General features: G+C 57.9%; 11 protein-coding genes and 2 pseudogenes. 9 read left to right on the top strand and 4 right to left on the bottom strand.

Annotated features, from left to right (window positions below; genetic code table 11):
- The 4 genes from J3R84_RS24150 to J3R84_RS24135 all read left to right on the top strand — a co-directional run bounded on the left by J3R84_RS24150 (nt 1) and on the right by J3R84_RS24135 (nt 2,398).
- A complete protein-coding gene (locus tag J3R84_RS24150; protein WP_057210632.1) occupies nt 1-774 on the top strand; it encodes a thiazole synthase in 774 nt (257 codons plus the stop codon).
- Nucleotides 771-1,388: a thiamine phosphate synthase gene (locus tag J3R84_RS24145; protein WP_057210631.1), complete on the top strand. Its 618-nt coding sequence runs from the start codon at nt 771-773 to the stop codon at nt 1,386-1,388. The genes J3R84_RS24150 and J3R84_RS24145 overlap by 4 nt, the downstream gene beginning before the upstream one ends.
- 215 nt (nt 1,389-1,603) lie before the next feature.
- A complete protein-coding gene (locus J3R84_RS24140) occupies nt 1,604-1,873 on the top strand; it encodes a hypothetical protein (RefSeq protein WP_025428909.1) in 270 nt (89 codons plus the stop codon).
- Between the two features lie 123 nt (nt 1,874-1,996).
- Complete coding sequence (locus J3R84_RS24135) at nt 1,997-2,398, top strand: hypothetical protein (RefSeq protein WP_239637584.1); 402 nt, start codon at nt 1,997-1,999, stop codon at nt 2,396-2,398.
- 195 nt (nt 2,399-2,593) lie between these two features.
- Here the strand turns inward: J3R84_RS24135 and repC are convergent.
- Nucleotides 2,594-2,790 (bottom strand): annotated as a pseudogene (gene repC, locus J3R84_RS24130) (replication initiation protein RepC); the annotation flags it as partial.
- Nucleotides 2,791-3,378: 588 nt separating this feature from the next.
- Here repC and ugpB point away from each other — a divergent pair.
- From ugpB to J3R84_RS24105, 5 genes are all read left to right on the top strand, one after another.
- Complete coding sequence (ugpB, locus tag J3R84_RS24125; protein ID WP_057210627.1) at nt 3,379-4,686, top strand: sn-glycerol-3-phosphate ABC transporter substrate-binding protein UgpB; 1,308 nt, start codon at nt 3,379-3,381, stop codon at nt 4,684-4,686.
- A 72-nt stretch (nt 4,687-4,758) separates the two neighbouring features.
- Nucleotides 4,759-5,640, top strand: coding sequence for a sn-glycerol-3-phosphate ABC transporter permease UgpA (gene ugpA / locus J3R84_RS24120; protein WP_057220613.1), 882 nt, complete (start codon nt 4,759-4,761; stop codon nt 5,638-5,640).
- Nucleotides 5,641-5,649: 9 nt separating this feature from the next.
- A complete protein-coding gene (gene ugpE / locus J3R84_RS24115) occupies nt 5,650-6,498 on the top strand; it encodes a sn-glycerol-3-phosphate ABC transporter permease UgpE (RefSeq protein ID WP_025428914.1) in 849 nt (282 codons plus the stop codon).
- Nucleotides 6,498-7,550: a sn-glycerol-3-phosphate import ATP-binding protein UgpC gene (locus J3R84_RS24110; RefSeq protein WP_113569344.1), complete on the top strand. Its 1,053-nt coding sequence runs from the start codon at nt 6,498-6,500 to the stop codon at nt 7,548-7,550. Before ugpE ends, J3R84_RS24110 begins: the two co-directional genes overlap by 1 nt.
- A gap of 775 nt (nt 7,551-8,325) precedes the next feature.
- Nucleotides 8,326-8,760, top strand: a complete 435-nt coding sequence (locus J3R84_RS24105) for a hemerythrin domain-containing protein (RefSeq protein WP_203530003.1) — start codon at nt 8,326-8,328, stop codon at nt 8,758-8,760.
- Between the two features lie 490 nt (nt 8,761-9,250).
- On the opposite strand, the gene J3R84_RS24100 is transcribed toward J3R84_RS24105, so the two are convergent.
- The 3 genes and pseudogenes from J3R84_RS24100 to J3R84_RS24090 all read right to left on the bottom strand — a co-directional run bounded on the left by J3R84_RS24100 (nt 9,251) and on the right by J3R84_RS24090 (nt 14,159).
- On the bottom strand, nt 9,251-10,921 hold the full coding sequence (locus J3R84_RS24100; RefSeq protein ID WP_225906556.1) for a GMC oxidoreductase: 1,671 nt from the start codon (nt 10,919-10,921) through the stop codon (nt 9,251-9,253).
- 565 nt (nt 10,922-11,486) lie between these two features.
- Nucleotides 11,487-12,722: an NnrS family protein gene (locus tag J3R84_RS24095; protein ID WP_203530004.1), complete on the bottom strand. Its 1,236-nt coding sequence runs from the start codon at nt 12,720-12,722 to the stop codon at nt 11,487-11,489.
- Nucleotides 12,723-13,011: 289 nt separating this feature from the next.
- A pseudogene (locus J3R84_RS24090) lies at nt 13,012-14,159 on the bottom strand (cytochrome P450).
- Nucleotides 14,160-14,467: the final 308 nt, after the last annotated feature.

Genomic DNA, 14,467 nt, shown 5'->3' with positions numbered 1-14,467 from the left:
ATGCTGCAAGTCTACGACACGGAAATCACCTCCCGACTGCTCCTGGGCACAGCGGGCTATCCATCTCCAGCCGTGCTTTCGGACGCAGTGCGGGCTTCAGGGACACAAATCATCACGGTCTCGTTGAGGAGAGAGACGGCCGGCGGCAAAGCCGGAGGTGCGTTTTTCGAACTGATCCGCGAGCTCGGGACGAAAATACTGCCGAACACCGCCGGCTGCCACACCACCAAGGAGGCGGTGCTCACTGCTAAGATGGCGCGCGAGGTTTTCGAGACGAACTGGATCAAGCTCGAAGTGATCGGCAATCACGACACATTGCAGCCGGATGTGTTCGCGCTGGTCGAAGCCGCACAGATCCTTTCAAACGAAGGCTTCGAGATCTTTCCCTATACGACCGACGATCTGGTCGTTGCCGAGCGCCTGCTGGAGGCTGGCTGCCGCGTGTTGATGCCCTGGTGTGCTCCGATCGGCAGTGCCATGGGGCCACAAAACCTGTCCGCCTTGAGGTCGATGCGCGCACACTTCCCGGACGTGCCTCTGATTGTCGATGCGGGCATCGGCCGCCCTTCGCATGCAACGACGGTGATGGAGCTCGGTTTCGATGCCGTGCTCCTGAATACGGCGGTGGCCGGTGCCGGAAATCCGGCCTTGATGGCATCGGGTTTTGCCAAGGCGATCGAGGCCGGTCGGCTGGCTTTTGAAGCCGGCATGCTCGAACCGAGAGACATGGCAGTCCCCTCCACCCCGGTCATCGGAAAGGCGGTCTTCTCATGAAGCTCGATCCCTTCTACCTCATTGTCGACAGCGCGAATTGGGTCGAACGCCTCGTTCCAATTGGAGTGAGGCTGGTCCAGCTTCGCATCAAGGAAAGACCCGATAGCGAAGTCCGTAGCGATATCCGCATCGCCAGAACCATATGCGAGAGACACGGTTGCCAACTTGTTGTCAACGACCATTGGCGCATGGCGATCGACGAAGGCTGCGATTTCGTTCATCTCGGCCAGGAAGATCTGGCGCAAGCTGACGTGGCCGCGATCCGTGGGGCCGGCCTTAAGCTCGGCGTCAGCACACATGACGAGGCCGAACTCGATATGGCGCTGTCAGTCGCGCCCGACTATGTCGCGTTGGGTCCGGTCTATCCGACCGTTCTCAAAAAGATGAAGTGGGAGCCGCAGGGACTTGCTCGCCTCGCCACATGGAAGAAGAAAATCGGACCGACCCCACTGGTTGCGATCGGTGGACTGAACCTTGAACGCATTGATGGCGTCCTCACCCATGGCGCGGATTGTGCCGCGGTCGTGACCGACATTACACGTAGCCAGGATCCCGAGGACAGAACTAGGCGATGGATCGCTGCAACCTCACGATGGCGCATTGCGCCAGCGTGAACGAGATCTTCGTTTCCCAGCCGGCGACCACGGCCGAGCACCGTCCCCAGATGAGCCTCACCCTCAGAAAAGCCGCCACAACGGAAAATCGACCGAATATAGATGCCTAGAAGAGTGCCGCGAGGCTAACGTGTGACGGCGTAGTCACCGACGATCCTTGTTTCGCAAGCATCGTCAAGGTATATAGAAACCTGAAGGTGCTGTGGTCGAGGAAGATGTCTATTGTTGCAGTAAAGGTTTTGTCGACTGTCAATGCCCCTTATGGGACGAAGCTTTCGGCTGAGCAATTGGCATCCAAGATTTCCGATCCTGCCAGCGCAGTCAATTTCGATGCGTCGGCGTTCTCCTTTTTTTCCGAGGTAGACGAGAACCTTCAGATCTCGTTTCTTGGCGAAATGCACGTTGATCCGGCGATCGCTTCCGACTTAGCACGTAAGTTCTCGGCACTCGCCGGTTACCCGCTTCCTTTGGCGCGGGCGGCATAGTTGGTCGAACACCCAGCCAGCAGATGGGGGGACCTGTTTGACCACGCTGGCCGCATTATCGATCAGGCAAGCTCCCAACTCACATTGATCGACAATTGCACTTTTGGAGGCGGTACCGCCCTGATGCTCCAGATCGATCATCGCGAGAGCTTTGATGTCGACATCTTCATCGATGATCCGCAGCTTCTGAACCCGAAGACACAGGGCTACGCGCTCGACATCAACCCTGACGGCTATCAGTCCGATGGATCAAGAACATTGAAGATCGTCTTCGAGAATGTTGGCGAAATCGACTTTATCTGCGCGCCCAGCCTCACTGACCACCCGACGGTGAAAGCGGAGGTGCGCGGTCGCGACGTCCTGCTTGAGACCCCTGGCGAAATCATCGCAAAGAAAATATTTTACCGCAGGGCCACGATGCAGCCCCGCGACATGTTCGACATCGCCTGCGTCGTGAGGGATCACGGTGTCGAGTATCTCAATGAGCCCTTACGCCCTTCGGAGACAAATGCGAGAAGGCTCTAAAAGTCGCTCGCCAGATGAACCCGCAGTTCGCGGAGACCATCATGACAAGACTTTTGTACCGTGAAGGCTTTTCGAGATTCCACGCCTGGCACAGGCAATGACGATCAAACTCCTGGAAGCCATCTGCGCCCATTCGACCGGCGCAAAAGTCTAGCATGAGCCCATCCAAGTCATAGACCGCCACTTTGGGCGCTACTAAGGCTCCCGGACTGAAGCGCCATTTGCTCGCAACAACGCCATCAACACTGGCCCGAGCGAAAACTCCCCTGGCCGCGCCTTTGCCGTCAGATAGCACAGACAACCGCCGGCCGAGTTGATGTGGCCGGCCTTCTCGAGAATGAGGCCATCGTTGCGGCGACGCTTTCCGGTCCGATCGCCTCACAAGCATCCTGTTAGAAAAGACAAGTCCAAAATCGCTTACGATGCAGGCTTAACAGTCCTGAGCCTGATGCCTTGCCGGCTGGGCATCTCTGCGAAACTGGCTCCGTGCGCGCGATGTGCCCACGCTGGTCATGCTGCACGCCCAAAAAAGGATGAGCGTACCAGGCGGCGGCCGCTATCGCGGCCAAAGCCCGTTCGCGCGCGGCTTGACCGGTTAAAAGGGTCGCCGCGGAGGTTCAGCGCAAGCGCCGGCCGCAGGCCGGGAACCGGGACCGACTACCCCCGGCAAGCCGCTCCGCACTCCCGAGGCATTTCACGCTTCGCGACCATGCGCCCACGCCCCCGGGCAGCCAAAACCGAGGCGCAACAATCTCGCCCAATCGCGCAGATTTGGCTGGGATTTCCACCGGCCTCGGTGACACGGCACGCCATGGTTAAGTGGAATACGTGTTCTATTGTCACATTTTCGTTGCGTATTCATTTCATTTCGCTTTTACTAATTTTTGGTTTCGCAACGAAGGTTGTGCAAGCTTCGATCGAGGAGGATCGATTTTGCCGGGCGTGCCAAATGCCCTGGCTTTTGAGAAATGGGAGGAATCATGTTCAGACATTTGAACTGGACCGTCGTGGTCGCGTCCGCATTTTCAGTCGGCCTTGCTTCAAACGCATTGGCCGCTACCGAGCTTTCCTGGTGGCACGCCATGACCGGCGCCAACAACGAAGTTGTCGACAAGCTGGCAAAGGAATTCAACGACAGCCAGACCGCCTACAAAGTCGTGCCCGTCTTCAAAGGAACCTACCCGGAAACGTTGAACGCCGGCATTGCCGCGTTCCGCTCCAAGCAGGCGCCCGCCATCCTGCAGGTCTTCGATGCAGGCAGCGGTGTGATGCTGGGTGCGGAAGGCGCGATCCTGCCGGTGGCAGAGGTGCTCCAGAAGGGCGGTTACGAATTCAACAAGGATCAATACCTGCCGGGCATCGTCGCTTATTATTCGAAGGCGGACGGTACGATGCTGTCCTTCCCTTATAATTCGTCGTCGCCGATCCTGTATTACAACAAGGACGCGTTTACGAAGGCCGGCCTCGATGCGGAGAACCCGCCGAAGACCTGGCCGGAGGTGTTCGACGCGGCCAAGAAGATCAAGGCGAGCGGCGCTTCGGCCTGCGGCTTCACCTCCACCTGGCTCACCTGGATCCAGACCGAAAACTTCGCAGCCTGGAACAACGTGCCTTACGGAACGAACGAGAACGGCCTTGCCGGCCCCGACGTCGAACTGAAGGTCGACGCACCGCTGTTCGTCAAGCATTTCCAGGCGATAGCCGATCTCGCAAAGGACGGTACGTTCCGTTATGGCGGCCGCACCTCGGAAGCAAAGCAGCTCTTCACATCAGGTGAATGCGCCATCTTGACGGAATCATCCGGTGGCCTCGGCGACATCATCAAGTCGGGTATCAAATACGGTATTGGCCAGTTGCCCTATTACGAGGGCAGCGGTCCGCAGAATACGATCCCGGGCGGCGCAAGCCTCTGGGTGTTCGGCGGAAAATCCGACGATGAATACAAGGGCATCGCCGAGTTCTTTAATTTCCTGTCGAAGACAGAAATCCAGGCACGCCTGCATCAGGTCTCGGGCTATCTGCCTGTTACCCTCGCCGCCTATGAGGAAACCAAGAAGTCGGGATTCTATGAAAAGAACCCCGGCCGTGAAACGCCGATTCTGCAGATGATGGGCAAGGCGCCAACGGAAAACTCCAAGGGTGTGCGGCTCGTCAATCTTCCGCAGGTGAGAGACATCCTCAACGAAGAGTTCGAGGCGATGCTCGCCGGGCAGAAGGATGCGCAAGCGGCCCTGACCGAAGGCACCAAGAAGGCGAACGCCGCAATCGCGGCAGCCATCGGAAACTAACGATGCAATAGCAGGACTGCCCCGGGCGTGAACCGGGGCAGTCCATCTCCTCGCGCAAAGAAGGGGGTCGCTTTGCAGCCTGTCGTCTTTCCCAATAAAATACTGCCTTATCTCCTACTCGCGCCGCAGATCGTGCTCACGGTCATCTTCTTCTTTTGGCCTGCGAGCCAGGCGCTCTATCAATCCGTGCTTCGCGAGGATCCGTTCGGGCTCAAGTCCGGCTTCGTCGGCCTTGCCAACTTTCGCGCCGTTCTGGCAAACCCGGACTACCTGCATTCGCTGAAGGTCACAGTGGTCTTCAGCCTGGCGACGGCGTTGCTCTCGATGGCTGTCGCTCTGTTGTTGGCAACGGCGGCAGACCGGGTCGTTCGCGGCCGAAACATCTACCGCACACTTTTGATCTGGCCCTATGCCGTTGCACCTGCAGTGGCCGGTATGCTGTGGCTCTTCATGTTCAATCCGGCGATGGGGACATTTGCCTATATCTTGCGGCGCAACGGCTTTGCCTGGGATCCGCTTCTGAACGGCGACCAGGCCATGGCGTTGGTGATCGTCGCGGCTGCCTGGAAGCAGATCAGCTACAATTTCCTCTTCTTCGTCGCCGGTCTGCAGGCGATCCCGAAATCGCTGATCGAGGCTGCATCGATTGACGGCGCGCGCGGAGCGCGGCGTTTCTGGACGATCGTCTTCCCGCTTTTGGCACCGACAACCTTCTTTCTGCTCGTGGTCAACACGGTCTACGCCTTCTTCGACACGTTCGGCATCATCCATGCGGTCACCGGCGGCGGACCGGCGAAGGCGACGGAAACGCTCGTCTACAAGGTCTACAATGATGGCTTCGTCAATCTCGACCTCGGCAGTTCCGCCGCGCAATCGGTCATTCTCATGGTCATCGTCGTCGCACTGACGGCGTTCCAATTCCGCTTCGTCGAGAAGCGGGTTCACTACTCATGAGGCGCGCCGATGATTGAAAAACGTCCCATCGCCAATTTCATCGGCCATCTCGTGCTGATCATCGGCGTCATTATCGTCGCCTTTCCGATCTACTACACCTTCGTCGCCTCCAGCCGGACGTCGGTCGAGATCATCCGTCCGCCGATGTCCTTGACCCTCGGCGATCAACTGAGCGAGAACTATACGGAGGCGATGTCTGGCGGCGTCGAGCGCGTGGTCGGCGTCAGCCTTGAGCGGCTCTTGTTCAATTCGACGGTCGTTGCGATTGCCATCGCCGTCGGCAAAATCGTCATCTCGTTCCTCTCGGCCTTCGCGATCGTTTTCTTTCGCTTTCCGCTGAAGATGGTCTTCTTCTGGATGATCTTCATTACGCTGATGCTGCCGGTCGAGGTGCGCATCCTGCCCACTTACAAGGTGATCGTCGACCTCGGGTTGATCGATACCTATGCTGGCCTGACGCTGCCTTTGATGGCTTCGGCAACGGCGACCTTTCTTTTCCGGCAGTTCTTTCTGACGATCCCGGGCGAACTGGTGGAAGCGGCGCGCATCGACAATGCCGGCCCCTTTCGCTTCATGCGTGACATCCTGCTTCCGCTTTCAAAAACCAACATCGCCGCGCTGTTCGTCATTCTCTTCATCTATGGCTGGACCCAGTATCTCTGGCCGTTGCTGGTAACGAACGACGCGAAGATGAACACCATCATCATCGGCCTGCGTCGCATGGTCGATTTCACCGACGCCTCGACGCCCTGGAACTATGTGATGGTAACCGCGATCCTCGCGATCATCCCGCCGATCCTCGTCGTCGTGCTGATGCAGCGCTGGTTCGTCAAAGGTCTTGTGGAGACTGAGAAGTAATGGCTCAAATTACCCTGAACAACGTCCGCAAGGTCTATGGCGGCAATATCGAGGCGATCAAGGGAGTCTCGCTGCAGATCGATGATGGCGAACTCGTCGTTCTCGTCGGCCCATCTGGATGTGGAAAGTCCACGCTTCTGCGCATGATTGCGGGTCTCGAAAGCATCAGCTCCGGCGAGATCGTCATCGGCAACAGAACAGTCAATGATCTGGAACCCGCTGAGCGGGACATTGCGATGGTGTTTCAGAACTACGCGCTCTACCCGCATATGACCGTGCATCAGAACCTTGCCTACGGGCTGAAGAACCGCAACACGCCGAAGGACGAGATCGAGCGTCGTATCGCGATTGCCGCCAAGACCCTGGAGATCGAGCAGTATCTCCACCGCAAACCACGCCAGTTGTCCGGTGGCCAGCGCCAGCGCGTGGCCATGGGGCGGGCGATCGTGCGTGAACCGGCCGCGTTCTTGTTCGACGAGCCACTGTCCAATCTCGACGCCAAGTTGAGAGGGCAGATGCGGATCGAAATCAAGCGCTTGCAGCGGTCTCTTGGCACGACCAGCGTTTACGTCACGCATGACCAGATGGAGGCGATGACGCTTGCCGACAAGCTGGTCGTGGTCAATGGCGGACAGATCGAGCAGGTCGGATCACCGATCGAACTCTACGAAAAACCGGCAACGACTTTTGTCGCAACGTTCATCGGTTCACCGTCGATGAACCTGCTCAAACATGCTGAAACTCTTGAGGGCTGGTCGATCTCGCCCAATGTGCCCAAACCAGCAGGCGCATTTACGATCGGCATCCGACCGGAAGACCTCGTTGTCAGTGAACCCACCGCTCCGGACTTTGATTTCACCGCCAAGGTCCGCATCGACAGCATCGAACTCGTTGGAGCGGAGAGTTATGTGCATGGCAAATTCTCCAATGGCCAGGATCTTGTGTTCCGAGTCCCAGGGCGATCGGTGAGGCAGATCGACGATCATGTGACCGTCGGCGCGCTGGCCAAGGACCTGCATGTGTTTGACGATAGGGGCAAGCGCGTGTCCTAAAAACACGTGCTTTGCGGCTTCCCAACCTCGCCAAAATCAATGAGCCTTGCCTCGGCGGCGGAATGGAGCGATCGTTCCGCGTGTCTTGTATCGCAGGCGATGATTTTCTAGATCAACAGGTTCGGATAATCAGCTGATATTACTAGTTATTCCACAGTGCCAAATGAGCTGTCGGTCTGTACCTTAGGTTTTCGAGGTCGGTGCTGCGGACGCTTTCCACGAGACCAATGAGTGCATCGATGCGGCCAACCAGCCACATCAAGTCTCTGGGGCGATAGTTGCCAGGAATATCTCGCCTTTACATAGACTTCTTTGAATATATTAAACCAAGCAGCGAACGCTGCTGGTTGCACGGCAGGAACTCCGGGAGCTCGCGATGCTGCTCTTCGGCAACGCAGGAATTTCAGATTGTGGGATGCCGGACTGTAGCGGCATCACGATGCGCGATGGGCCTCTCGATCGTCGCCTCCGACGGCCAGCGACCGAAAACAAAAAGTAACTCCGGTGTCCAAGGACCATGTCGAACGGTCGAGAGTGGCCCAGTCTTTGCGCCTGCGCAATGAGAAGCGTCGGCGCAGGCGGCATGATGGGGAAGAATGGAGATCGTCATATCCGAACAGGTAGTCGAGCATGAGACTTCAACGTGCTGGATGGCACCCAGGGAGTTCGAACGCTTGCGGCCGAGGCGACGACCGCTACCAGGATGGTGGCATTCTTAAGGTGATGGGAGGTGGAGTTGAACGCAACGTCGCGCCCGCTTGGCGCTGCAGATATCATGCGCCTGGAAACGCTCCACCGTGAACTGCTCACGATTTGCCTTCGGCTCGAGGAGGTTGCCGCGGACATCGAGATGAGCGCGAGCGAACCAGTTCGTGAGCTTGCGCAGTCGATCCCAGCAATTCTGAAGGAAGTTCATGACCTCGAAGAGCATACTCTCTTTCCCGATTTCGATCGCAACGCGGGTTCGCTCTTCGCCGCCAAGGCCATCGAAAGGCTGAAGGCTGATCATCGCTGCGACCGGCTGGCGGCAGAGGAACTCTCACTCCTCTTTTGCGCGCTGGCCGATGGCCGGTCTGATCTCGGGCCAGACACCATTGCCCGTCTACTGCACGGCTTCCAGGAAGCGCTCCGCCGGCATATTCACGCCGAGAGCCTTCTCATGGAGGCGCTGTTAGCGGCTAAGTCCGAAGCTCGCGAGATTTTTCAGTAACGCGCGCTTGTCGCGACATGGCCAAGAACGGATCAATCAATCGCGGTACTGGCGCACCACTATGCGGGTCGGGCAATCTCCGGTGGCCCGACTTCTTGTCGGCACCCCGGCTCGCGGCGCTTCAAGTCGACGTCACTCGACTACTTGGCCTACCCTCTGCAACCCCGGCCAGCGCCGGGCAGGCCAAGCGCTGATTTACACCAGCGCACGCCCTAGGATGAGATCGTTTCCGCCGTGCTCGACAGCAGCGAGCCATGGCACTCGCCTCGGTGATACTCCGGGACTTCCTCCCCCCCAACGAACTGCCGCCCGTCCCATCTGGTCGGACATGTTCTGACCGTGATGTTGGCGGTGCAGGTGGGGTTACGGGACGGCTGTCGAGCGGTGCCGGGGGCAAACGGGGACGTCTGGGAAAGAGTAAACTTGATAGGTGTCACGCCATCAAAGGCGATATGCGCCCGCGGCGGAGACTGAGCGCATTTCCTTGCCCTTAGCCTCGCTCCAGTTCCGAATTCAGATGATCGGCCAACCGGATTGCAAGAGCAAGGATCGTCAACGTCGGATTGGCGTGACCGCTGGTTGGAAACACCGAGCCGCCGGCAATGTACAAGTTGTTGATGCCATGAACTCTGCAATGAAGGTCGACGACACCAGTTTTTGGGCTCGTCGACATGCGCGTCGTTCCAAGCGTGTGCGCCATATCGATGATGACGAGATCCTGTGTGCGCCGTTCTGTGACCCAAGGTTCTAGTTTCGGGGTGGGGAGCTCAGCACGGGCGAGAGCTTCATGCGATAATTCGGCAATCCTGAGCAACGTTTTGTATTCGAGATCGCTAATGCGCCAATCGATCTTGGCGAGCGGTACGCCGAACTTGTCCTTCCGCTCGCTGAGGCTGACCCTGCTCGCCGGATTTGGAGCCTGTTCGCAGATCGCTTCTATGCGCAACCCAGACAACTTGTGAGGCAGACCCCGGGACTGGAACTCGTCGGCGACGAGATTTGGCGAAATCATAATCGCCGTGTTGACGATAAGATCCTTGAAGACCTTGGGTGTGCGGTGGTCCGAAAGGATCTTCATACCAATCCCCCTGGCGATGAATCCCGAACCGGCGGCAACGGAAAGAACATCACGTCCGACATTGTCGCTGCGCGAACGCAACAGCCTCTTCAAGGCGACCCATGGATCGTCTGGTGCACGTTCTGTCGAGAAAAAGACAGCGGCATTCGATATCTGTTCGCGTTCCTGGGCAGCAGCGGTTAGAGCAAGACCATGGGCGAACATGTGCGCGCGATTTTCGTGGTGAACTCCATAGAAGCCGAAGAGCTTTGTGAGCGCTGCCATTCGATCGGTCGGGATCCGCCCCACGCGTGCCGCAACGTGGTCCATGAGAAATCGCCCGACGACATCGTAGTGATTGCCGATTCCTTGCGAAAAGACATCAGTGGACGCTAGCAACAACCGGGCATTCTCAATCCCGCCAGCAGCCAGCACGCAAATCGTGGCCTCAATGCGCGCGCGCTTGCCCCCAACACTGACGACATCGATGCGCGAAAACTGGGATCCATCGCCGTTCACACCCACGCGGCTCACTGTCGCGTCGAGAAGAACATCCGTATTGGTCGGCCGGCGGGCCAGGAACTCTCGTCCGAAGCGCATTATGTCAAGGCGATCGACGCGAGAGCGAGCAAACTGCCAGTAGAATGAACGTAGCCCTTCGTTGTCAAAACGTTCCGGCAGTGCCTTTGGACATAGGTTGAGGACCTTCATTGCACGAAGGAGATAGGGCACGATGTGTTCGTGATCGACTGGCCAGCCGGAATAGGGCACCCAGCTTCGAGCCTGAAAGTCTAGCGCATCAAATGGGGCCGACTTTCCCGCCCATGCGTGTGTGGATCCGCCAAGGCCACGGCATCGCACGCCATAGGGCTGTACGTCAGGTGACCAGAACTTGGCTTGCGAACCATGAAATTCTATCCTCTTGCGGATCTGTGCTTCTGTTCGAAGCTCACCGACGTTCTCAACTTCATTGAGCGCAGAATGCTCGGGACTTTCGAGTTCAAGCCCGCTTTCGACGACGACGACCTTCCTTCCCGCCCTGGAACACTCCTCGGCTATTGTCAGGCCCACAGGGCCAGCCCCCACGATTACGATATCCGCCATGATGATGGAGTTGTCGTCAAACTCCGAAAGCCGCCTTATCCTCATCTAAGGGGAGTTCTCTTCGAGGAAACGGAAGTCCAACCTGTGCACAATGATCGATAAGCGAAGCGCTGCACCCTATCGGCAAAGCGCATCCCTTTTGGCTTGCGAGTAAATACGCAGTTGCGGCTAACCCCATCCTGGACGCTCTTTCGCATCGGTTCCTCCGTCCTCTTTGCCTCACAGTTTACAGCCCTGGATGGAGAGAACGTTGCGTTGGATCAAAGCCGTTCGCGTCAACTTGCTGAAGGTAAGGGGTGCTGGTTGTTGCACCGCTTCGACAAGGGCTTGCCACTGCGGAAGCGGCTGCCCAACTCTGGATCACCGCCAGGACGCTTTAGAGCCTCACCCCTTTCCAAGGACCGGCCTTTGAGAGGTTAAGCCGTAGACGCAACGATCGGCAGCGATGGCGGGTGGCCACCTTCAGGCGGAGCCGTCGAGCGACCTTCTTGTTTTGACCGACAGAAGCCATGCGACCGACAATAACAGCAGGCTCGCCACAATCGCTTGCGCCTGGCATGCTGTGTTAGGCCTCGTTAATTGGCCGACCCACCGCGCACCGGTTTGCCGTGTTCTGCAAGTAAGGTCGAACGTCACTTTCCCGCTTGCCGTAAGCCTGATTGCGGCTGGCCGCACTAAAGACCGGTCTGGGCACAGGACGGCTCATCGCCTGAACAAAGACCATCATGAAGAGAGCCCACGCGGCCATCCAGCAGACCGCCGCGGCAACAACGGGTTCGAAATTCGCGGCACTCATGCCGTCGCCAAAAACACGCAGCAAAGCGGAGACAGATAGAAGCCTGAACGCGCAAGTCGTGGGCCTGCTGAGGATCAGCCTCTCACCGTTACGAACCGAGGCCGACCGCATCATGAAGGCGGCGATCATCGTTCCCATAGCTCCCATCGTCATTGCATGCAGGGCGGCGAGCGGTGGGAACTGGGCGGGAAAGATAATAGCAACGCCGTTCAGGATGAGCGCCGCCGGCATCCAGGCGAAGGCGATATGCAGGATAAACAGTGCCGGATACCGCGCGGCCTTGAGGCTTTGCCAACTCGCCATTTGCAGCAACAACACAGCGCCTGAAAGCATCAACAGGTAGCCGGATATGTTTTGGATCGCGCCTCGAATACAAATGGCGGCCAGAATACCCAGGATCGCCAGATACGAAAATGCCGGCCGATCACGAAAGGGGGTCTGTGTCCCGGTCCGGACGAGCCAATGCCGCGTGAAGGCAGGCACGGCGCGTCCACCAATCGCGGTGATCAACAGGCTATAAATCCCCCACGGCGAACCTATCGAGTTCAAGCCGTAAACGTTGGAGAGCGCGGCGCTAATTCCAAGTGCGGCCGCTCCGAGTGGTGCCCACAGGCGGTGCCACGCCGCGGCCTTTAACAACGCAACCGCCAGGACAGCCGCCAAGAACACGAAATATGCAGATGCCCCGATGACAGATGCGAGATGCGGGAAATGCATAGAGAATGCTGCCGTGAGCCGGGCAGTGCACCAAAGGGAAGAAGCAATTATTGTGACCGCAGGTGGGACGGGACCTCTCTTCGTCCACGCGGGCAAGACCGTAAGGAGATAGCCCCCTACCGCAGCACCGGCCATGCCGAACAAAAGCTCGCTACTATGCCAACTGACTCTTTCCAGCGCGATTTCTTCCGGGAGGATCCAGACAAGGGGTACGACGAGCGCCCAAAGTCCGGCGAGAAAAAACAGCGGTCGGTAGGGTGCCTGCCAAATAGACTTCGAATTGACCACCCCTGATATCAAATGCCCCTCTTGGATTGAGCCCCAAAGCGCGCAAGCCGTCCTGCGTTCTCAAAATGTGCATGCATCACCCGATCGTCAGTTGAGTTGCACCGTCCGGTATCGAACGCAGTGCAGACGCCGTCGCGGTGAGAGGATTCCAGCGCCCGCCAATTTTGCCGAGATCGGAGCTGCCGTCTTGCCGAGCCATTGTTCCGGTCTTGGTCTGTTCCCAAACCTGCACTACCGACCACGATGGTGTTCGCTCGTGCGGAGGGCAGACTGCAGCCCAACGGAAGCATCAATTGATTTGCAGGTTAAATGATGCGTACCCGCCTGCAGGGTAGACCGCACGGATAGCCTCGGTACCGAGAGGAAGGACAAAGTTCCCGATGCCGCTAAGCAGTTCGTCCAAGACGACCCTCAGTTGCATCCTTGCCAATGCTGCGCCGGGGCAGATATGGATCCCCGCGCCATAGAGCAGATTTTGCGACTGATCCCGATCGGGACGGAACTGGTCCGCATCCTCGAACACTGCACCGTCACGGTTTGCTGATGCCCAATCACTGTCATCCTTTCCCCTGCCTTGATCGTCCGCTTACCGATTGCCACAGATCGAGAAGCAACGCGCCGATTGGAAATCAATGGTCCATGGAGACGAAGTATTTCGTCCACGGCTTGCGGAAGGAAAGCCCTGTCACGGCGTAGCTGTGATTGGACTTCGGGATGTTCCGCAAGGAAATGGACAATGATCCCGACGCAGGCAGAGATGGTACCCAGTTCGCCCACGGTCCAGTTGCGCAAGATACTAACGATCTCCGCAGGCCGGAGCAGCCGTCCATCAACGGCCTGCCGCACCAAGCTGGTGGTGATATCGTCCGGTGCTGCAGCGCCGGCCTGCTGGCGTATTTCCAGCTGTGATCGGATATAGCCATCGAATTCGAGCGCTATGGACGCAAGGGCATTCGCATCGCGGACCAGCGTCGCCTCGCGGTTCTTCCGGACCCATTGCCGTAATGGTTCGTGCAATGATCGGGGCCAACCCAAGAAGCCACACTGGATTCGTATGGCATATGGTTCAGCAAATCCCATCATGAATTCGCTGGACGGATCTTTCTTGAGTGAGGCGACCAGATCGCGAGCAATCCAGCGGCATGCCGGCTCGAAGGCCTCAATCCGCTCCACCGCGAAGTAGGGCTCGATCATCTGCCGGTAGTGTGTATGTTCAGGCGGATCCATTCCGTTGGGAACTGACGGGTGGCGTGAAACAACGTTGCTGTAGGTTTCGTGATCGTTCAGTACCTGCAAGACATCCGTATGGCGGAAAAGCGACCATCCGAGGTAGTCGCTATAGGCCACCGGGCAAGCCTCGCGCATCTGGTCGTAGGCCTGGATCTGATTGGCTAGAACCTCGCGACTGCGGGGATCCCAATCGGAGACTGTCTCCATAGAAGACTTGTGCTGGTTGGAAGCCTCTCCCGCTGCCGATTCCATTCATGCGCCCTTTCCGCCAATATATGCCCATATGTGCATCAGCGGCAGGCGCGTTCTTTGTCGTCACTCAAATAGTTTGCGCACGCTCCAGTATTTTGAAGCCCAATTTTCGCTCGATATGGTGAGTTCCCCCATTACGGCTCCGACCACCCGGGCTGGAGAAGACCCGGGCGTAGCAAGCTTCGTTGGCGTGAATTGGATCTTGAAGTCTCCGCCAGCCCGATGCGAGAACCCCTTTCGCTCCATGATATTCTTTCGAATTG

Source organism: Ensifer canadensis, from assembly GCF_017488845.2.
In the GTDB taxonomy this organism is placed as follows: Bacteria; Pseudomonadota; Alphaproteobacteria; order Rhizobiales; family Rhizobiaceae; genus Ensifer; species Ensifer canadensis.
Note: the sequence above shows the minus strand (reverse complement) of the source record. Positions and strands in the feature narration are given on the sequence as shown.